The organism is Nocardia sp. NPDC051929 (assembly GCF_044548645.1).
GTDB lineage: Bacteria > Actinomycetota > Actinomycetes > Mycobacteriales > Mycobacteriaceae > Nocardia > Nocardia sichangensis.
In genome coordinates this window covers 97,198-115,561 of record NZ_JBIUCG010000001.1, presented here as the reverse complement: position 1 = coordinate 115,561, position 18,364 = coordinate 97,198, and the positions used below count along the sequence as shown (strand labels likewise).

Annotated in this window: 17 protein-coding genes and 1 pseudogene; 10 read left to right on the top strand and 8 right to left on the bottom strand. The window is 69.4% G+C overall.

What is annotated here, in order from left to right:
* Positions 1-359 precede the first annotated feature (359 nt).
* The 3 genes from ACIHAX_RS00305 to ACIHAX_RS00295 form a co-directional block, all read right to left on the bottom strand.
* Positions 360-1,127: an RNA pseudouridine synthase gene (locus ACIHAX_RS00305; protein WP_356963730.1), complete on the bottom strand. Its 768-nt coding sequence runs from the start codon at positions 1,125-1,127 to the stop codon at positions 360-362.
* Between the two features lie 44 nt (positions 1,128-1,171).
* Positions 1,172-2,182 (bottom strand): adenylate/guanylate cyclase domain-containing protein, encoded by a 1,011-nt coding sequence (locus tag ACIHAX_RS00300; RefSeq protein ID WP_364424945.1) that lies wholly within the window; start codon positions 2,180-2,182, stop codon positions 1,172-1,174.
* A gap of 209 nt (positions 2,183-2,391) precedes the next feature.
* Entirely contained in the window at positions 2,392-3,660 is a 1,269-nt protein-coding gene (locus ACIHAX_RS00295; RefSeq protein WP_364424943.1) for an epoxide hydrolase family protein, read from the bottom strand.
* A gap of 138 nt (positions 3,661-3,798) precedes the next feature.
* Between ACIHAX_RS00295 and ACIHAX_RS00290 the strand changes: the two genes are divergently transcribed.
* A complete protein-coding gene (locus ACIHAX_RS00290) occupies positions 3,799-4,617 on the top strand; it encodes an alpha/beta hydrolase (protein ID WP_364424941.1) in 819 nt (272 codons plus the stop codon).
* Positions 4,618-4,709: 92 nt separating this feature from the next.
* Here the strand turns inward: ACIHAX_RS00290 and ACIHAX_RS00285 are convergent, their stop codons facing one another.
* From ACIHAX_RS00285 to ACIHAX_RS00275, 3 genes are all read right to left on the bottom strand, one after another.
* Entirely contained in the window at positions 4,710-5,654 is a 945-nt protein-coding gene (locus ACIHAX_RS00285; RefSeq protein WP_397275022.1) for a hypothetical protein, read from the bottom strand.
* An 89-nt stretch (positions 5,655-5,743) separates the two neighbouring features.
* Positions 5,744-6,373 (bottom strand): TetR/AcrR family transcriptional regulator, encoded by a 630-nt coding sequence (locus tag ACIHAX_RS00280; protein ID WP_397275020.1) that lies wholly within the window; start codon positions 6,371-6,373, stop codon positions 5,744-5,746.
* Complete coding sequence (locus ACIHAX_RS00275; protein ID WP_355074862.1) at positions 6,373-6,729, bottom strand: SPW repeat protein; 357 nt, start codon at positions 6,727-6,729, stop codon at positions 6,373-6,375. The genes ACIHAX_RS00280 and ACIHAX_RS00275 overlap by 1 nt, the downstream gene beginning before the upstream one ends.
* 216 nt (positions 6,730-6,945) lie before the next feature.
* Here ACIHAX_RS00275 and ACIHAX_RS00270 point away from each other — a divergent pair, with 216 nt between their 5' ends.
* From ACIHAX_RS00270 to ACIHAX_RS00260, 3 genes are all read left to right on the top strand, one after another.
* The gene (locus ACIHAX_RS00270) at positions 6,946-8,142 is read left to right on the top strand and encodes an FAD/NAD(P)-binding oxidoreductase (protein WP_364424934.1); all 1,197 of its coding nucleotides are present in this window, start codon (positions 6,946-6,948) and stop codon (positions 8,140-8,142) included.
* 179 nt (positions 8,143-8,321) lie between these two features.
* A complete protein-coding gene (locus tag ACIHAX_RS00265) occupies positions 8,322-9,083 on the top strand; it encodes an aspartate/glutamate racemase family protein (RefSeq protein WP_364424932.1) in 762 nt (253 codons plus the stop codon).
* A 54-nt stretch (positions 9,084-9,137) separates the two neighbouring features.
* A complete protein-coding gene (locus tag ACIHAX_RS00260) occupies positions 9,138-9,875 on the top strand; it encodes a DNA alkylation repair protein (protein ID WP_364424930.1) in 738 nt (245 codons plus the stop codon).
* Positions 9,876-9,915: 40 nt separating this feature from the next.
* Here the strand turns inward: ACIHAX_RS00260 and ACIHAX_RS00255 are convergent, their stop codons facing one another.
* Both ACIHAX_RS00255 and mftR2 read right to left on the bottom strand, forming a co-directional pair.
* A complete protein-coding gene (locus ACIHAX_RS00255; protein ID WP_364424928.1) occupies positions 9,916-10,971 on the bottom strand; it encodes a ferredoxin--NADP reductase in 1,056 nt (351 codons plus the stop codon).
* A 61-nt stretch (positions 10,972-11,032) separates the two neighbouring features.
* Positions 11,033-11,656: a mycofactocin system transcriptional regulator MftR2 gene (gene mftR2 / locus ACIHAX_RS00250; RefSeq protein ID WP_355074852.1), complete on the bottom strand. Its 624-nt coding sequence runs from the start codon at positions 11,654-11,656 to the stop codon at positions 11,033-11,035.
* Between the two features lie 334 nt (positions 11,657-11,990).
* Between mftR2 and mftA the strand changes: the two genes are divergently transcribed.
* The 6 genes and pseudogenes from mftA to ACIHAX_RS00220 all read left to right on the top strand — a co-directional run bounded on the left by mftA (position 11,991) and on the right by ACIHAX_RS00220 (position 18,342).
* Positions 11,991-12,089, top strand: coding sequence for a mycofactocin precursor MftA (gene mftA, locus ACIHAX_RS00245; protein WP_157170973.1), 99 nt, complete (start codon positions 11,991-11,993; stop codon positions 12,087-12,089).
* Between the two features lie 10 nt (positions 12,090-12,099).
* Positions 12,100-12,300, top strand: a pseudogene (mftB, locus tag ACIHAX_RS00240) (mycofactocin biosynthesis chaperone MftB); the annotation flags it as partial.
* A 51-nt stretch (positions 12,301-12,351) separates the two neighbouring features.
* Positions 12,352-13,662: a mycofactocin radical SAM maturase gene (mftC, locus tag ACIHAX_RS00235; RefSeq protein ID WP_397275321.1), complete on the top strand. Its 1,311-nt coding sequence runs from the start codon at positions 12,352-12,354 to the stop codon at positions 13,660-13,662.
* A 231-nt stretch (positions 13,663-13,893) separates the two neighbouring features.
* Positions 13,894-15,294 carry a mycofactocin biosynthesis glycosyltransferase MftF gene (mftF, locus tag ACIHAX_RS00230; protein WP_355074850.1) on the top strand — a complete coding sequence of 467 codons (1,401 nt, stop codon included), beginning with the start codon at positions 13,894-13,896 and terminating at the stop codon, positions 15,292-15,294.
* A 100-nt stretch (positions 15,295-15,394) separates the two neighbouring features.
* Complete coding sequence (gene mftG, locus ACIHAX_RS00225) at positions 15,395-16,846, top strand: mycofactocin system GMC family oxidoreductase MftG (protein WP_364424925.1); 1,452 nt, start codon at positions 15,395-15,397, stop codon at positions 16,844-16,846.
* A gap of 125 nt (positions 16,847-16,971) precedes the next feature.
* Complete coding sequence (locus ACIHAX_RS00220) at positions 16,972-18,342, top strand: GAF domain-containing protein (protein WP_397275014.1); 1,371 nt, start codon at positions 16,972-16,974, stop codon at positions 18,340-18,342.
* Positions 18,343-18,364 lie beyond the last annotated feature (22 nt).

The following is an 18,364-nucleotide window of genomic DNA, read 5'->3' as shown; positions in this document are numbered from 1 at the left end:
GAGCGGCCCGATAGACCGTTTCTACTCGGTGCATCGGCTCTGTGCACACGGGGCAGACCGCCTGGGGATGACTGTGGACGAACAGCGAGCCGGTATCTGCCGCCGAGCGAGCGCGACGGAGCGGCGACGGTTTGCGTGCTTCGCGATGGCGCCAGTGGTGAGCAGCGACCTCGATGGCACTCGCGCGCTGTTTGCCGCTCTAGGCGAGCGCGCCCCATAGGTGCTGACTGTGGGCCGATTCCCGTACGGCCCTGGCCGAGATTCGGCGCGGTTATCGTGCCGGGGCACAGTGTCGACGTTCTTCGCAGCGGTCGACGCCCAGGCAACGGGCTGTGCGAAGACCGCATCGGGCGGCCCGGCTAGTCGAGAGTCCGCAACAGGTCGGTTGCGCGTTCCAAGGCCGCCGGGTCGGCGGATTCGTGTAGCGGGGCCCAGAAGCCCGCGTCGGGCTCGGCGGCCAAGACCAGTTCCGGCGGGGTGCGCCAGGAAGCGGTGAGGCCGAGACGCCAGGAATGCAGGTAGGTCCGCGAGGGGGCGCCGGAGCGGTCGAACAGGGGATCGCCGACTATCGGATGGCCGGTCCAGGCCAAATGGACGCGAATCTGGTGGCGACGGCCGGTCACCGGGCGCAGCGCGAGAACGGTATGCGCGGGACCCCGCAGCACCGTCGCGAACCGGGTGAGCGAGGGGTAGTTCTTGGCGGGCAGCAAGTCGGCGTCGTCCACGAACCAGCGGCCCGCCTCCTGACGGATGCTTTCGCGCGGCGCCGCGATCCGCACCCGGTTCTTGCGCCCCACGCTGAGCGGCAGGTCGAATACGCCGGTATCGGGCAGGCCGGTGGCCGCGACGACGGCCAGGTACGCCTTGTCCGCGGTCTGCTTGTTGAACTGCCTGGTCAGCTCGCCGTGGGCGGACAGCTCCTTCGCGAAGAGGATCAAGCCGGAGGTCACCTTGTCGATCCGGTGCACCGGATACAGCGTTTCTCCCTCGGCCGCCGCCAGCTCGACGAGATCGGTGTCGTGGCGCTCGCCCATGACGGAGATCCCGGCGGGTTTGTGCAGGGCGAGAATCGCCGCGTCCTCCTCGACGAGGCAACGCGCGCGCAGCTGTGACCAGTCCTTGTCCACCGGACGAGCCTAGGGCGGCCGTCGGCGTCGGGCGGAGATCGGGGCTATCCGCCGTTCCTGCCGTTGTGGCGCAGCAGGTGCGGACGCAGGCGATTGAAGCCGCGCACTCGGACGCTGCGCAACTGCTTGATCGCGAATGCCGGGTCGCCGTTCAACTCCGTGGCGGCGTGGTCATCGATCAGGACCGTGCCCGGCCGCGCGACGCCGGTGAGCCGGGAGGCGATGTTCACCACCGAACCGTACAGATCCCCGAACCGTTGCAATACCGGGCCGTAAGCGAGGGCGACGCGCAACTCCGGCGTGCCCCCGACCATCATGGTGGACTCTTGGATGGCCAGCGCTATGCGCGCGGCTTCGGCGGCGCTTTCCGTGGCGAACATGACTTCGTCGCCCACGTTCTTGATCACCCATCCGCCGTTCTCGGTGATGGCGGCGGTGGTGGTGGACTCGAACGCCTCGAGCAGCATGGACAGCTCGTCGGGATGCAGATGCCTGGTCAGCCTGGTGTAGCCGACCATGTCGGCAAAACCGACGGCCAGTTCGCGCACCGACTCGCCCGCGCTCGTCCCCGGGTCGAGCGACCGCGACAGCGACGCGGCCAGGTGCCGCCGCCAGGCATAGGTGTTCAGCTGCTCCAATGTGGCTATGGCGCCCTCGGTGGCGGTGCGCACCGTCTCTTCGGGGTCGGCGCCGGGATCGGCTCGGGCGATGCGCTCCTCGATCTCCGCGAGCACCAGGTCGACCTGCCACTCCGCCAGGCGCGCCATCCCTTGGCCGAGCGTGCGCGCGGTCGCCGACTGCTGCCGGGTGTCGGCCGAGGACAAAACGGTCAGCTGCTCGAAGTTGCGCACCGCCGCGACGTCGGCGTCGGTGTAGTCCACCGCCTCGTCACCGATGCTCGACGGAAAACCGAGCGCCATCCACAATCGACGGGTGAGCGCCGTCGTCGTCCCCGACTGTTCGGCGACCTCGGTGCGGTTGTACCGGCGCGCACCGTCGAGCAGATAGGACTCGACGACCGCTTGCACCGACTGGGACCTCTCGCTGGGCACCATGATCGGTACCTTACGGCCCGGATCCGACGAGGCGGCTTCCATTGGGCGAGTTCACATACCTCTCCTACGCCACGTCGATTCCGGTGCCGCGCCGATAACACGCACGCCCCCCGCGATCCAGCCGGACTGCCGCCGCCGTAACGCGCGGGTTCGGTCCGTCCGGCCGCGTTCGCATCCCGGCGAAGGCCGTCCGCGCAGCGCGTGGCTGCTCACTCGGCAGTGGACGGGGTGCGGCCGCGGAAGGTGCGGCGCAGATCGTCGACCCACTGGGCCGGAATCTCCCACGGGATGAAGTGACCACCGTGGTCGTGGGCGGTGAGGTTGACGTGGTTGTACCAATCGCCGCGGTCGCTGTCGAGGAACGCTTGCACGCGCCGGTCGGTGTCGACGCCCGGCGGGTTCTCGTAGCCGACGAAGGTGATGCCGGTCGGAGCCTCGATGGGCGGCTGCCGGTCGTGCGACGGCGTCCAGGGATAGCGATTGTTGTTGGCATAGGTGCGGATGGACGTGCCGATGGAATTGGTGACCCAGAAGATCATCGCGTGGGTGAGCAGGTCGTCCTTGCCGAAGACCGACTCGATGTCGCCGCCGTTGTCGCTCCAGCTCACCCAGCGCTGCAAGATCCAGGCCAGCAACCCGGCGGGTGAGTCGGACAGCCCGTAGGCGAGAGTGCTCGGTTCGAGCACATGTGCGGTCAGGTGGACGGCGAAACGTCGTTCCAGTTCGAGGATCCGGTCGTGCACGGCGGCGGGCAGGCCCTCCGGGATGGGATTGCCGCCGGTGATGTCCCAGGCACGGTCGCCGCTGAACAGGGTCAGCTTCTGACCGGAGCCGATATGGATGCCGTACAGCTCGTCGGCGTACTTGTGCCCGAGTTGCCCGGTGACCAGCGCGCCGACGTCGCAGCCCGCCGCGGCGTACTTCGCGTGCCCGAGGGTCTCGGTCATCAGGACGTGCCAGAGGTCGGCGACCTTCCAGAAGTTCATGTCCGGGTTCTTCGGCAGCGGTGCGGAGAATCCGAATCCGGGGAACGACGGGACGATCACATCGAAGGCGTCGGCGGGGTCGCCGCCGAACGCCGCCGGGTCGGCCAGCGGGTCGATCACCTTGGCCCAATGCCAGAAGGTCCATGGCCAACCATGGGTGAGGATCAACGGCGTCGGGTCGGGTCCGACGCCCGGCTTCCGCAGGAAATGCACCGGCACCCCGTCGATCTCGACGAAGTAGTGGTCATAGGCGTTGAGTGCGGCCTCGGCCGCACGCCAGTCGTAATCGGTGCGCCAGTACTCGACCAGCTCCTGCAAATAGTCGCGGGACACGCCGTAGGACCAGTCGTCGTTTTCCGCGTCGACCGGCCAGCGGGTCAGTTCCAATCGCCGCCGCAGGTCGGCGAGCACGTCGTCGGATACATGAATAGGCGTGGGGTCCAGCGGGAACGGCCGCGTCTCGGCTCCACGCGAAGAGGGCTCCTGACTCACCGGGCCAGTATGCTCCGTGCGCTCTTCCGCGAGGCTGTGCAGAACATCACGGTGGGATTTGACCACCGAGGTAATCGCGGCTCGCGGCAGGCTCCGCTAGCGTCGGGAAGACGGACGGAGATCTGAGCGGAGGGCGCTGTGGTCGGGACCAGGCGGGCCGCGCGGCCCGAGATCACCGAAGGCGTGCTCGAGCACGGCATGCCGTACTTCGCGATCGGTTCCGGTCGGCCGCTGGTCTTTCTCCGGTGGTTCAGTCCCGACCACGCGAATCCCCGCGGTCGGATGCTCGACTCCGAGGTGAGAGTTCTGCGGCCGCTGGCGCGGAGCTTCCGGGTCTACGCGGTGGGCCGCGCGCCCGGCATGGCCCAGGGCATCACGATGGCGGAGATCGCGGCCGAGCACGCCGACGCGCTGCGCGCCGAGTTCGGCGAGCCGGTCGACGTGCTCGGCATCTCCTCGGGCGGGTCGGTGGCGCTGCAACTCACCGCCGACCATCCCGAGGTCGTGCGCCGCCTCGTCGTCGCGTCGTCCGGATGCCGTTTGGATCCGGTCGCCAAGGAAGGCCAGATGCGTTACGCCGAAGCGGTTCTGCACGGGCGCCGCGCGATGCACCACCTGGCGTCGAGCAGCGTCTCCTCGCCCGCCGCCGCTCGTCTCGCGGCGGCCGCCATGTGGTTGCTGGACCCGTTGAGCCGCCCGCGCGACCCTGCCGACACGTACGCCTTTCTCCGCGCGGAGGACGAATTCGACATCACCGAGCGCCTCGGTGAGATCCAGGCCCCGACGCTCGTCATCGGAGGCGAACGAGACGCCGCCTACAGCCTCGCCACTTTCCGCCGCACCGCCGACGGCATCCCCGATTCCCACCTCGCCATCTATCCGGGCGCGGGGCACGTGAGCGCGCTCAGGCGCCCCCGCTTCGCCATCGACGTCGTCAACTTTCTCGACCAGCCCTGACTCGCCACCGCTGTGCGCCTGGATAGTCGTCGGCTGTTCCTCTCGGCTGGGCCGGGTGACGGCCCGCGGGACGCTGAAAGGGTTCGGCGCGTTCACGGTTCGGGGGTAGGAGTCCAGTAGCCGGCACGGTGGTGTACCGCGGCCGTGCGGATCGCCGCGCGGAGACGATCGGTCAACTGGGCGGGAGCGGACAGATCGCCCCAGGTCCAGCGCACGACCACCCAGCCGAGTGCGCGGAGCCGATCCGCGCGGACGTTCTCCGCCGTGACCACCCGAGCGGCGGGCGGCGCGGCTCGGCGGTGATCGCTTCCGTCGAATTCGCCGATCACACCGAGATCGGGAAACAGGAAATCGACACGGCCGACACAGATCTCGTCATCGGAGAAGACCCGAGCCTGCACTTCGGGAGCCGGAAGACCCGCCCGGTGCAGCAGGATCCGGCTCAGGGACACGCCGACGTTCGCGCTGCGCCCGTCCAGGAAGTCCAGGACGAGAGCGGCACGGCGGCATCCGGGCCTGCGCCGGGCCCGGCGCAGGTGTTCCCGCAGTTCCGCCGTGGTGGTCAAGCCCTGGCGTAGCGCGGAATCCCCGAGAGCGACGGACTGTTCGAATCCTTCCGAGCGCGCGATGTCCAAGACCGTCCGCGCCGGGGTGGTCACCCGTATGTCGTCGACCAAGGTGATCTCGTCGGGCTCCATCCGAGCCGAATGGACTACCACCCGTCGGCTCAGCCGGCCGCCGTTGATCCGGTTCCTGGTCAGATGGACCCGGTCGAGCGGAATGCCCCAGGTCGTCATCCCGTGCAGCACCGCCGCCGAACAGTGGCTCGTGACGGCGGACTCGGACGTGGACTCCGCGGTGGCCAGCGTCATCAGCAGATGCCTGCCGGTGGCGCCGAGACCGGAGCCCGGCGCGCTCAGATAGTGCCCGGCGCGCAGGCGCTGCCATTTCCCGGTTCTGCACAGCCGGTGCAATGTCTTGTCGGACAGACCGGATGCCAGCGCCTGCTGACGCGAGATCAGTTGTGGTGCTTCCATACCGACGATCGTGATCGACCGGCGATCCGGGAAACCCCCGCGCGGCGGCGCATGTGGACAACGCGCGGGCTGTGGACAACTCCGGGGAGTCAGCCCATCTGGGTCATTCCGGCCGCGACCACCTGGGCTACGTTCAGCACTTCGTCGGCGGTGGGCAGCGGCACGCCGTCGAGCGCGTGCAGCCGGTCGGTGCTGGCGATCGCGAACATCGCCGAGACCCAGGCCGCGGCGCACGCGCGCAGGGTTCCGGGACGGACCGGGCCGGGGGCGCTCGCCTGGAGCACCTTCGCGGTCACCTCCAGCATCTGGCCGCGCAGGCGGCGCAGTTGCCGCCGCACGTCGGGATGGGTGTCGGCCTCCCGCCACAGGATCACCCGCAGTACCGACGAGTGGTGGTCGCGCAGGTTCAGCGCGGCGTCGAGGTTGACCAGGCTCGCCGCCGGATCTCCCGGCGTGACCACGGTGCCGATGTCGTCGATCGGCCGCGCGGGCACCCGCTCGGACATCAAGGCGGACAGGATCGAATCCTTGGTCGGGAAGTAGTAGAAGACGAGTCCTTTGGGGACGCAGGCCGCGGCGGCGATGGCCGCCGTCGCGGTGGCGTCGTATCCCTGTGCCGCGAAGAGGTCCTCCGCGGCGTCGAGGATCAACTGCCGAGCGTCGCCGTCGGCTTTCGCGCTGCGGCGGCGTCCGGCGCGCCGGGTTCCCGGTCGCTGCATCAGTGATGCGGAGCCATGTCGTGCAGACGCCCCGACACCGTCGGCAGCGCCGCGACCGCGACCACCGCCGTCACCACCCCGACTACCCATGCGGTCCAGGATGCGCTGCGGTACGCGGTGAAGTCCATGGCCCACGGCGAGATGAACAACAGCAGGCCGCACAGGCCCATCGCGTAGTCCGCCGACGCCATGTCGGGGCGGGCCATCTGCGCCAGACCGGTGAGCGCGATGAGTACGCCGAGCACGATCAGCGCCCACATGGCGTTGTTGTTGTGGTCGACCCACAGGGGTGACAGTGCGGCGAAGGCTCCGAGCACGACGGCCAGGAGATCCTGCGCGCGGCTCTCGGTGAACATGTGTACCTCCTCAGGCTGTGCGTATGTCCTGACCTCGGTCTAGTCCTGATTGACCGCCCGATCAACATCGGAACGGACACGGTTGTGCGACGGTTGACCGGCCGCTCCGCGTGACGGTCCTCACAGAGGAATGAACCAAGCAGAGGTTAGGGTGAGCTTCGTCGCACCGCCGGTTCCGCGGAATCGGCGGCCGGATTCCACTGAAGGGATGGCCGCATGACCGCGCCGATCGTGATCGTCGGAGCCGGCCTCGCCGGCCTGCGCACCGCGGAGGAATTGCGCCGCGCGGGCTATGCGGGCGACCTCGTGCTCATCGGTGACGAGTCGCGGTTGCCCTACGACCGGCCGCCGCTTTCCAAGCAGTTCGTACGCGGCGAAACCGATGACACCACACTGCGTCCGAGCGAGTTCTACGCCGAGAAGCAGATCGATCTGCGCCTGAGCACCGAAGCCGTCGGGGTCGACACCGGTGCGCGCCGCGTTCGCCTCGCCGACGGCGCCACGCTGGACTATGACCAGCTGATCATCGCCACGGGTCTGCGCCCGCGCCGTCTGCCCGGCCTGCCCGAGTTGCGCGGCGTGCACGTGCTGCGCGGCCATTCCGACGCCGTAGCCCTGCGCGCCGATCTGAGCGGCGCGAGCACCGCGCTGGTCGTCGGCGCCGGCTTCATCGGCTGCGAACTCGCCGCGAGTTTCCGGGCGGCGGGAGTGGATGTCGTGCTGGTCGAACCGCAGGCGACGCCACTGGCCTCGGTGCTCGGCGAAGCGGTGGGCGAACTGGTCGCGCGGATGCATCGCGCGGAAGGGGTGGATCTGCGCTGCGGCATCGGCGTGGACACCCTGTTCGGCGACGAGTCGGGGCGGGTGCGCGGTGCGCGGCTGTCCGACGGTACCGAGATCGCCGCCGACCTCGTCGTGATCGGCGTGGGTTCGCGGCCGGTGACCGAATGGCTGCGCGATTCCGGGATCGCGCTGGCCGAACCGTCGGCCGGTGGCGGCGTGCTCGCCGACGAGGTGGGACGGACCTCCGCCGACGGCGTCTGGGCGGTCGGCGACGTGGCGGCCTGGCTGCACGAGACCGGACTCCGCAAGCGTGTCGAACACTGGACCAACGCCGGTGAACAGGCCAAATTGGTCGCCTGCGCGCTGCTGGGCGCCGAACCGCCCACGGCGGCGCGCGTCCCGTACTTCTGGAGCGACCAGTACGACGTCAAGATCCAGGCCCTCGGCACTCCCGGCGCGACCGACGAGGTGCACATCGCCTCCGACGACGGCCGCAAATTCCTCGCCTACTACGCCCAGGGCGGCAACCTCACCGGCGTCGTCGGCGCGGGCATGACAGCACAGGTGATGAAGGCCCGTGCCAAGATCGCGTCCGGTGCGCCGGTGACCGAGTTGCTCGCACCCAGCTGAGGGCGCGCCCGGCGGGAGCCGCGGAACGGCGGCTACGGCATCGAGCAGGTACGGGTACCGGTCGCCGAATCCTCCGCGACTATGGCCGCCGTGGCCCGCGTGCGCGCGCCGGTTGCGGAGCGTGCGCCGCGGCGCGCGCGGCGTGTGGGGGTGTCATGGGGCTGTAATACGGTGGTGCGGTGATCGTCGCGCTCATCGACTCGGGTCTGGGGTTGCTGCCCACTGCCGCTTGGTTGCGCAAGTTGCGGCCCGACGTGGATCTGCTGCTGCAGCTGGATCCGGACGGGGCGCCGTGGGGGCCGAAGCCGGAGGACTGGGTGGTCGAGCGGGTGGTGAACGCCGCGCGGGCCTCGCTTCGTTCGGGCGCGGAGGTGATCGTGCTGCCGTGCAACACCGCCAGCGTGACGGCGCTGGAGCACGTGCGCGCGGAGGTCGGGCCCGGCGTGCCGGTGATCGGCACCGTGCCCGCGATCAAGCCCGCGGCGGCCGTGTGCCGGTCGGTGGCGGTCTGGGCCACCGCGGCGACCACGGCGAGCCGGTACCAGGCCGATCTGATCGCGAAATTCGGCGGCGACGCCGATGTGGTCGGGGTGGCGTGTCACGGGTTGGCGGACGCGATCGACCGTGGCGACCTGACCGCCGCCCACGAAGCGATCGGCAGCGCGGCGGAGCGGACGCCGCCCGGCGTGGAAGGCGTGGTGCTCGGCTGCACGCACTACCCGCTGGTGACCGACGCGATCGTGGCCGCGTTGCCAAACGGCGTCCGGCTCTTCGACAGCGCGCAAGCCGTTGCCGCGCAGACCATTCGGCGCATCGAGGCGCTGGGCCGCCCCACCACGGGTACCGGGGTGATCCGGGTGCTCAACAGCGGTCGGCCCGGTGCGCTGCCCACCAGCGCGGCCGCCTTCGAGTCCGGCCGCGTACTGGGCGCGCAGGGGTGAACCGCTGCCCGGCGCGGGCGCGTCCGCCACTTCTCGGAACAGGAGCATGGTTCGATGACCGACTCGGTGACCGCGGCCGACGTGCGGGCGGCGTTGCGGGAACTGGCGAATCCGGCTGATGCGACGCAGCTACAGCGGTTCTTCAAGACCGGTCCCGGCGAATACGGCGAGGGTGACGTGTTCCTCGGCGTCCGGGTACCGGCGAGCCGCCGGGTCGCCAAGCGCTTCGCGACACTTCCGCTCGACGAGATCGACCGGCTGCTCGACAGCGACGTGCACGAAGACCGGTTCGCCGCGCTGGTGATCTTGAACGCGCGATTCGCCAAGGCGTCCCAGCCGCGCTCCTTCGACGACGCCGCCCGCGCCGCCATGGTGCGGTTGTATCTGGCGGCCGTGCGCCGCGGACGGGTGAACAACTGGGATCTGGTGGACGTGTCGGCGGAGAACATCGTCGGCCCGTGGCTGCTGGACAAACCGCGTGACCTGCTGTTCGAGCTGGCGGCCACCGAGTCGCTGTGGGAGCGGCGGGTGGCGTTGCTGTCCACGTTCGCGTTCATCAAGGCGGGTGATGCCTCGACTACCTTCGCGCTGTGTGAACTGCTGCTCGACGACCGGCGCGACCTGATCCAGAAGGCGCTGGGCTGGATGCTGCGCGAAGTCGGCAAGCGCGTCGACCGCGGCCTGCTGACCGGATTCCTCGACCGGCACGCCCCGGCCATGGGACGCACCGCGTTGAGCTACGCGACCGAGCATCTGCCGCACGGGGCTCGCGCGGAATACCGCGCGCGATAGGCGAAGCAAACGATCGGCGAATTATTTCAGGCGAGCGCGCTCAGAACTGGATCTTCAGGTGGTCGGTCACCGGGTGCGCCTGGCAGCCGAGGATGTAACCGTTCTCGATATCCTCCGGGTCGAGAATTTCGGCGTTGTCCATTTCGACCTTGCCCTCCAGCACCGTGCACGCGCACGAGCCGCACTCGCCTTCCTGGCAGGAGTAGGGCACGTCCAAGCCCTTGGCCAGCATGATGTCCACCAGCGTCTGCTTGCGCGGCCACTTCAGTTCGTGCACTTCGCCGTCGAGTTCGACTTCCACGGTCGCCGCGTCGGCCGCCTCCTCGTCGGAGACCTCGACCGGCGCCTGATCGGCGAACGGATCGCCGGCCAGCGAGTTGAACACCTCGGCGTGCGTGCGCGTGCGCGGCACGCCCAGTTGCCCGAGCGCGTCGTGCACCCGGTCCATGAACGGCTTCGGCCCGCACATGTACGCGTCGTAGCCGCGATACGGGGCGACGAGTGTGGCCAGCGCGTCGGCCGTCGGCAGGCCCTGCAGGTATTCCAGCCAGTGGATCACGGTGAGCCGCTGCGGGTGCTTGTCCGCCAGATCGCGCAGCTCACCGGCGAAGATCACGGACTCGTGGTCGCGGTTGGCGTATACCAGCACGATGCGGCCGTTTCCGCGGGCCAGAGCCGACTTGAGGATGGACATGACCGGCGTGATGCCGCTGCCCGCGCCGAACAGCAGCAGGTCGTCGTCGAGATCCTTCGGGGTGAAGACGCCGGAGGGCGGCAGCACCTCGATCTGGTCGCCCGCTTTCACGTTGTCGCACACCCAGTTCGACCCGTAGCCGCCCTCGGTCCGCTTGACGGTCACCTTCGGACGGTCGTCGGTGTAGGGCGAGCTGGCCAGGGAGTAGCACCGCGCCACCGAGCCGGTCCGGTCGCTGGGGATGCGCAGGGTGAGGAACTGTCCCGGCTGGTAACGGAACTTCTCGGCCAGCTCGTCGGGAACGTCGAAGACCAGCGAGCGGGTGTCGGCCGTCTCGGCGATGACCGCGGACACCCGCAGCACGACCGAGCGCGAGCCGTGGGGAACCTCGACAGTGGTCATGTCGTCCTCTCGAACCTGGCACGGGCAACCCGCGACGCAAAAACTAGAACGTGTTTCAGTTTCATCGTACGTCGGTCGTCGCCTGGCGGACAAGCTGGGCTTCCAGACCGGCGATCAGCACCTCCATGCCGAAGTCGTAGGAGTAGCGTCCGCGCAGGTCACCGATGTACCGGGTGGCCCGATCGACAACCGGTGGCAGCGTGACATCGGCAGGCGCCGAGCGGTCGCGCGGGTTCACCCGGCTGCGGCCGAACAGGTAGGTGTGGATGGTGGCGTAGGCGGCGAGGATGTTGCGATCGCCGAACCCCGCGTCGTCGAGGATGTCCATGATCGCGGCGATCAGGTCCAGCTGTTTGCCCAGCATCTGCTCGATCAGGATGTCGCCGAGGCCGGGATGCTTGCGCAGCTTCTCGTCGATCTGGTCGACGAGATCGCGCAGCCGATGCTGCCACGTGCCGGATTCGGCCGGTGGCGTGCGCACTCCGGTGAGGGCCGCGCTGGCGACCAGATCCAGCAGCTCGCGCTTGTCGGCGACGTAGTAGTAGGGCGCCATCGGGGAGACGCCGAGTTCGCGGGAGAGTCGCCGCATCGACAGTTTCTCCACGCCGTCCTCGCGTACCACCCGCAGCGCGGCCTCGACGATCTCGGACTCCGACAGCGTGCTGCCGCCCCCGTTCGTCTGCATTCGTCCGACTCCCATGCCACCTCTACCACTGCGGGCGTGCTGCCCGTCACATTCTGTTCAGCTGCTTGCCACCCGCAGTCTAGAGCGCCGGGCATCGGTCCCGTCGCCGCCTGTTCCACTCGGCTCGCGGCGGAATCGGCTCCTCGCTCGGCGCGCGCGGCGGCTGGGACCTCCCGGATCGCCGGATAAGTGAAACCTGTTGTTTTGTCAGTTCATGACGTTATTGTGTGAGCACGGACTGCACCGGGCAGTTCGCACACGGATCGTCCTCGCGGAGGTAGCCATGCCGGAATACGGGTCCACCGGACACGCAGACACCGACAACACCGGACGGATGGAGGCCGCCGCCGCGCGGTCGGCCGAAGAAGCGCCGCTGGTCGAGGAGAGCCTCATCGAAGAGGTGTCCATCGACGGCATGTGCGGCGTCTACTGACGGGCGGTCGATGACGATGCTCGATCTCGATACCCGCTGGCAGCTGCATCCGCGAGTGGCGCTGCGTCCGGAGCCGTTCGGCGCGCTGCTCTACCACTTCGGCACGCGCAAGCTCTCCTTCCTGAAGAATCCGCGGATCGTCGAGATCGTCCGGTCGCTGCCGGAGCACACGTCGGCGCGCACCGCCCTGCGCGCGGCGGGCGTGCCGGAGAAGAACGCCGCGGCTTACGTCAAAGCGCTGACACAGCTGGCCGAATCCGACATGATCATCGGTGCGCCGGCCGGCGCACCGACGGCGCCCTCCGTCGCGAGCGCGGCCACGGCGCCGCCGTCGACGGCGGGGGTGGTCCCGCCGTCGGACGCGGCGGTTCGCCTGGTGGACCGCTTCGAGTCCGGTCTCGCCGCGCCGATCTGTCTGACCTGGGAACTCACCTACGCCTGCAACCTGTCCTGCGTGCACTGCCTGTCGTCTTCGGGGCGCAGGGATCCCCGCGAGCTGAGCACCGAGCAGTGCAAGGCGCTGATCGACGAGTTCGAACGTATGCAGGTGTTCTACGTGAACATCGGCGGTGGCGAGCCCACCGTGCGCCCGGACTTCTGGGAACTGGTCGACTACGCGACCGCGCACCATGTGGGCGTGAAGTTCTCCACCAACGGAGTGCGGATCACGCCCGAGGTCGCGGCCCGGCTGGCCGCCAGTGACTACGTCGACGTGCAGGTGTCGCTGGACGGCGCCGACGCCGAGGTCAACGACGCCGTGCGCGGGCCTGGCTCCTACGCCATGGCCATTCGCGCGCTGAAGAATCTCGCCGCGGCGGGTTTCCGGGACGCGAAGCTGTCGGTGGTGGCGACCAGGCACAACATCGCACAGCTCGACGAGTTCCGCGCCATCGCCGAAAAGTACGGCGCCACCTTGCGTTTGACCAGGTTGCGGCCGTCGGGCCGGGGTGCGGACGTGTGGGACGACTTGCATCCCACGCCCGATCAGCAGCGCGTCCTCTACGACTGGCTGTTGCGCAACGGGGAGGGCGTGCTCACCGGCGACTCGTTCTTCCACCTGTCGGCGTTCGGCGCGGCGCTGCCGGGGCTGAACATGTGCGGTGCGGGACGGGTGGTCTGTCTGGTCGACCCGGTGGGTGACGTCTATGCCTGCCCGTTCGCCATTCACGATCGGTTCCACGCCGGAAACGTCGTGGCCGACGGCGGTTTCGAGGCGGTATGGCGATCCTCGGAACTGTTCGGGGAGCTGCGCGAGCCCAGTGGCGGCGGCGCGTGCGCCTCGTGCAGCCATTACGACGCCTGCCGCGGCGGCTGCATGGCGGCGAAGTTCTTCACCGGGCTGCCCGCCGACGGGCCTGATCCGGAGTGCGTCCAGGGGTACGGCGAAGCGGCGCTGGCCGACACGGCGCGGATGATCCCGCGTTCGTCGGTCGACCATTCCCGCCGGGTCGCCCCGCGCGCGGGCGGGCGCAAGGGCGGACCGGTTCCGCTGACGCTGAGCGCGACGCGCCCGGCCGGATTCACGCCGGAACGCCGCCCGGCGCGGGCCTGCGACGAGAGCCCGCTGGCATGAAGCCATGAAGTTTGCCAAAAGTATGCTGAGAGCACGGGTGTGGCTATCGTCCGGTCGTCGACCGGGCGATAGCCGCTCCGTTGCCGGATGCTGGGAAACGGGTGCGAGCGAACACTCGGCATCGGGTACGGCGCGCGGCCGTTCCGGTGGCGGGCCGGTTTCGCCCGGAAATCTGCCGTTTTTTCCGGACTGTTGATGTCTACCCGCGAAACTCCGCCTAGCATGCCAGGAATGCGCCATGATCGCCTGCCCGATGGATTCGGGGTGCGGATCGATCCCCGGGTACGCGCATACTCCGGCGGGCGGGTTCTGATCGGCGGTTCGCCGGCCAGGTTGCTGCGACTTGCCCCGGAGGCCGCCGAGATGATCGGCGACGGGTACCTCGAGGTGACCGGCCCGAAGTCCGCCGTCGTTGCCAGACGGCTGCTCGACTCCGGAGTGGCCAACCCCCGCCCCCGGCTGCTGCCTTCGCCGGACGACGTCACCGTCATCGTGCCGCTGCACAACAACGCCGAGGGACTGGCGCGGCTGCTCGCCGCGTTGCGCGGGCACAACGTCATCGTGGTCGACGACGGGTCCGACCAGCCGGTGCGGATACCGCGCAACCGTGGCACCAGGTGCCGGGTGACCGTGCTGCGGCACGACCGCAAGCAGGGACCGGCGGCCGCGCGCAACGCCGGCTTGCGGGCGGCGACAACCGACTTCGTCGCATTCCTGGATTCCGACGTGGTGCCGCGCAGCGGATGGCTGGAAGTGATGCTCGGCCATTTCAGCGACCCCGGGGTGGCGCTGGTCGCCCCGCGGATCGTCGCGCTGGACCCGGAGTCCAACGCGCTGGCGCGCTACGAGCACACCCGCTCCTCGCTCGACCTGGGCAGGCGCGAGGCTGCGGTGCACTCGCGCGGGCTGGTGTCCTACGTGCCGAGCGCGGCGCTGCTGGCGCGGCGCAGGGCGCTGCTGGAACAAGGCGGCTTCGACGAGTCGATGCACGTCGCCGAGGACGTCGACCTGTGCTGGCGGCTGGAGCGGGCGGGCTGGCGGCTGCGCTACGAGCCCGCGGCCCACGTGGCGCACGACCACCGGGTGTGCTTCCGCGCGTGGTTCGGCCGAAAGCTGTTCTACGGCACCGGCGCGGCGCCGCTGGGCGAGCGGCACGCGGGAACGGTGTCACCGCTGTCGGTGCCGTCCTGGACGCTGCTGGCCGCGTTCCTGTTCGCGACGCTCACCAAGTGGGGACTGTTCGGCGGCATCGTCACCCTGATCACCGCGCTGGCCCGGTTGCGCCGCGTCTTCGCCGGGCTGGACAACTCCACCCGGATCGCCGCGATCTATCTGGCGCGCGGCTTCTTCGCCGGACTGTGGCGTCTGGCCTCGGCGATGTGCAGGCATTACTGGCCGATCACGGTGCTGGCGATGTTCTTCTCCCGTCGGGTGCGGCGCATCGCGATCACCATGGCCGTCGCGGACGGATTGGCCGACTGGTTCACCCACCGCGACTCGGGCGGCCTCGATCCCGTCCGCTACACCGTCTACAAGCGCCTCGACGACATCGCCTACGGCACCGGCCTGTGGCTCGGCGCGTTCCGCGCGCGCAGCGTGGAAGCGCTGAAACCCACCACACCATCCCGTTGATCGACCCGAATCACCCGCGATGACCTGGATCTTGCCCGCACCCTCGCCGCGCCGCCGTCCGGCTACGCGGACCGCGCCGAGATACTGAACGGGAGTCCGAATGGCCGACACGCTCATCGTCGGGGGCGGTACCGCCGGGTGTGTCCTGGCGGAGCGGTTGAGCGCCGATCCGGCGCACACGGTGCGGCTGCTCGAAGCCGGTCGGATGTGGAGCAGTCGCGAGGCGATGCCCGCCGAGTTGCTGGACGCCGCGTCGCTGCCGATCGGTCCGGAGGCCCCGTGGCTGTGGCGTTACGAGGTGGTCCTCGCCGACGACCCGCCGGTGCCGGCAACCATCGTGCGCGGCAAGGTGATCGGCGGCTCGGGGGCGGTCAACGGCGGTTACTTCGTCCGTGCCACGGTGGCGGATTTCGACGCATGGAGCCGGGTGCTCGGCGACTCGGACAGCTGGTCGTTCGATTCCGTGCTTCCGCTCTACTGCCGGATCGAGCGTGACCTCGACTTCGGCGAACAGCCCTGGCACGGCGACCGCGGCCCGATTCCCGTGGTGCGCAGCTCGGATCCCTCGCCGGTCAGCGCGGCGTTCACGGAGGCCTGCCTCGCGTCCGGGTTCGCCGAGGTGCCCGATCTCAATGCCCCCGGCAGCGGGGAGGGGGTGGGCGCGGTGCCGTGCAATTGCGACCGAGGCAGGCGCATCGGCCCGTCGATCGGCTATCTGCTGCCCGCGCTGACCCGCCCGAACCTGACCGTCGCCGGGGAAACGTCGGTCACGCGCATCCGCTTCGACGGAACCCGTGCGGTCGGCGTGGAGTACGTACGCGATGGCGAGAGCGGCATCGAGTGGGCCGACCGGATCGTGCTCTGCGCGGGCGCGATCGAGTCGGCCACGCTGCTGTTGCGCTCCGGCATCGGCGACCCGGAACGGCTGCGCCCCCTCGGTATCCCGGTCGTGCACGCCGCCCCGGTGGGCTCCTGGCTCAGCGACCATCCGGAAGTGGGCATCTCCTATCTGCTGCACCTGGCCGAACCGCCGAGCGTCCCGCTGGAGACGGTGCTCGAGGTGGACGATGTCGAAATCCGGCCGTACGCCGTGTCGTTCACACCCGGGGTGCGCAGGCTCGGCGTCACACTGATGCGGCCGCGATCCTCCGGCGTGCTCCGCTTGCGGTCGGCCGACCCCGGCGCCGCGCCGCTGATCGACTACCGCTACCTGACCGCCGACCAGGATCGCGCCCGATTACGCGACGCGGTGGCGACCGCGGGCGGGCTGCTGCGACGAATGAACGCGCGGCCGGTCGATCCGATTCCGCGGCCCGCGGATCTCGATGCCTGGTTACGCGCGAATCTCGCCACTTCGCAACATTTGTCCGGAACCTGTCGAATGGGCCGGGAAAACGATGCGGCTGCCGTGGTGGACGAGCGCTGCCGGGTGCGCGGAGTTACCGGGTTGTCCGTGGTGGATCTCTCCGTGGTGCCGGTGCCGCTCGGTCGTGGACCGCAGGCCACGACCATGGTGATCGCGGAAAAGGCGGCCGCACACCTGTGCTCGTGAAGTGAAAGACGGTTCGGTCACAATTTGCCGGGATGCGCACCGGGTGTGACCTGGCGGACAAAGCCGAACATCGGTCGTTCCCGCCCTGAGTGCGCCGGTACAGTTTGGGGCGGAAAGAAAGGCAAATGGTCAGCAACATCGCAGGTGGGCGACCCCCACGGCCGGGCGTGGAGCCGGGCGCCCAACTCGGTGCGCTCGAAGTCTACGCCGCGCAGGCGCACGGATATCTCGGCGCGGGTGGCGATCAACTTGCCCGCCTCGCCGGTCTGCTGCGTCCCGCCGTGCTGGAGTCCTGGCTGCGCAGCTTGCGCGGCGGGGTCGATCCGATGGACGCGGTCGACGGCCGCGGTCTGCGCGGCGCCGATCTGCAGCGCTATCTCCAGGCACATCCGATCGCCCCGCTGATGCCGCTGATCGACAAATTGCTCGTACAGGACACGGCCAGAACAGGTTTGATCGTCGTGGTGGCCGATCAGTTCGGCCGGGTGCTCTCGGTGCACGGTGGTGACGAACAGGTCGCGGCCGCCGCGGAGATCGGCCTGCGCGCCGGTGACGACCTGAGCGAGCGCCGCATCGGGACGAACGCGGTCGGCCTGGTGGTGCGTACCGGGCGCGCCGCGTGGATCCACGGCCCGGAGCACTTCCTGCACCGGATGCACCAGATCACCGGAGCCGCGGCCCCGGTGCACGATCCGGACGGCAGGCTGGTGGGAGTGCTGATGATCGCGGGCGGCGTCCGGGTGGCCAAGCCGGAGATTCTCGCCCTGATCAAAGCCACCGCCACGGCCGCGGAGATGGACCTGCTGCTCACCGCGATACGGTCCGGCGAGCGTCGGAACGACGGTCGCGGCAGGCGTGACCCGGCGCAGCCGCACCCGGCGGGCAGGCTCGCGCTCGACGTGCTCGGCCTCGGTCAGCCGCAACTGAGCGTCGCGGATGATCGAGTGCCCCTGTCGCAGCGGCATGCCGAGATCCTGCTGCTGCTGGCCGAACATCCGGAGGGACTCGGCGCCGATCATCTCGCGCTGTTGCTCGATGACACCGATCTGGACAACGGCACCATCCGCGCGGCCGTGTCCCGCTTGCGTTCGGTGGTCGGTCCGACCGTGTTCGGTTCGCGGCCTTACCGTTTGCGCGTTCCGGTCGCAACCGATGTGGAGGCTTTGCGCGCGGCGCTCGACTCCGGTGATGTCGATTCCGCATTACGGCTCTATGCCGGGCCGGTGCTGCCGCGTTCGACCGCGCCGGGCATCATCGATATTCGCGACGAACTGCGGGTTCGATTGCGCACAGCGGTGCTGGCTTCGGGCGACCCGGCGGTGCTGCGCCGGTGGACCGCGTGTCCGGAGGGGCGCGACGACGCCGCGGCGTGGGCGGCCTACCGGGCCACGGTCGATCGTGACTCGCCGCTGTACGCGCAGATCGAGGCCAAGATCCGGGTACTGGATCGCCGCCTCGGCGCCGATGCAACGCGAATGCAACGTTTCGGCTCATAGTCTGCACAGCCATCGGCGTCGC